The 1,037-nt window shown below is 45.0% G+C and carries 1 protein-coding gene; it reads left to right on the top strand.

Features of this window, described 5'->3' with window-relative positions; translation table 11 throughout:
- Window positions 1-191 precede the first annotated feature (191 nt).
- The coding region (locus R7P35_RS26285; RefSeq protein ID WP_411978901.1) for a DUF6923 family protein at window positions 192-1,037 on the top strand (846 nt) is incomplete at its 3' end.

Below are 1,037 nucleotides of genomic sequence, written 5' to 3'. Positions count from 1 at the left end.
GTAAGTAACGCATTCGCTCCCATGTCAATCGATTCTCAAAAAGCTCAACGCAACGTTGGGCTTTTTTCTTATTCTGAGATTCAAAATTAAAACCTCGAACTTCTAGTTGTCAATGTCCATCAAAAACAGCCACTTAAGAATTGGCACGCTCCTTTCATTGCATATAAAACAAATCAATGAGAGGGCGAATCATGAAAAGGACATCACTAATACTCGGCTCACTGTTCGTAAGCGTTTATGCGAATGCGGCGCCTTTCGACACTTGTCCGAGCAAAGCGTATTTATTCCAATCGACCCCCGTTCAAGTTTATGGCGTCAATCTGGTTACAGGTTCCACCACTTTATTAGCTGATGATGTGGGTTTGGCATCAGGGATCAATGCCGTCGGGTTCGACTTCACCGACAGATACATTTACGGCTACGATACCACCAACTTGAAAATCGTCCGTTTAGGGAAAGACTTTCAAGCAGAAACACTGAATGTCGCTGGTTTGCCTAGCCATACGTTTTTTGTTGGCGATGTTTATAATCACGTTTACTACTTATATCGCAAAGGCAAAGGATTATTTTCCATTGATTTATCACCGTTAGATACCGATCCAAATGCGACGCTAACACTTACGCAAATTACCGCGACCGCAAACGTCAACTTGACGGATTTTGCCTTTCATCCTGGCGACGGTTCGCTTTACGGAATCGACAACAACTCCGGCATTCTCTACAAATTCAATACTGCAAACGGCCAAGCCACTATGATTGGAGATACGGGCGAAACCGGTACCTTTGGTGCAGGCTATTTTGACGTCAACGGCAATTACTATGTTTCCCGCAATCAAGACGGAAAAATCTACCGTATTAATTTGTCAGCGGACAACGCTTCAAACATCAACGCGGGCATTGTCCCAGCGGTTGAGTTTGTCTCGAACGGCCCGAGTTCAAGCCAAAATGACGGTGCACGCTGCGCCAACGCGCCAGTTATTGATGAAGATGACCCAATCGATTTTGGCGATGCTCCAGATAGTTACCACACGCTTCTT

Origin of the sequence: Vibrio sp. Vb0304 (genome assembly GCF_033338995.1) — a bacterium.
Lineage (GTDB): Bacteria > Pseudomonadota > Gammaproteobacteria > Enterobacterales > Vibrionaceae > Vibrio > Vibrio alginolyticus.
The sequence above is the reverse complement of the archived record's forward strand: the minus strand, read 5'-3'. Positions and strand labels throughout refer to the sequence as shown.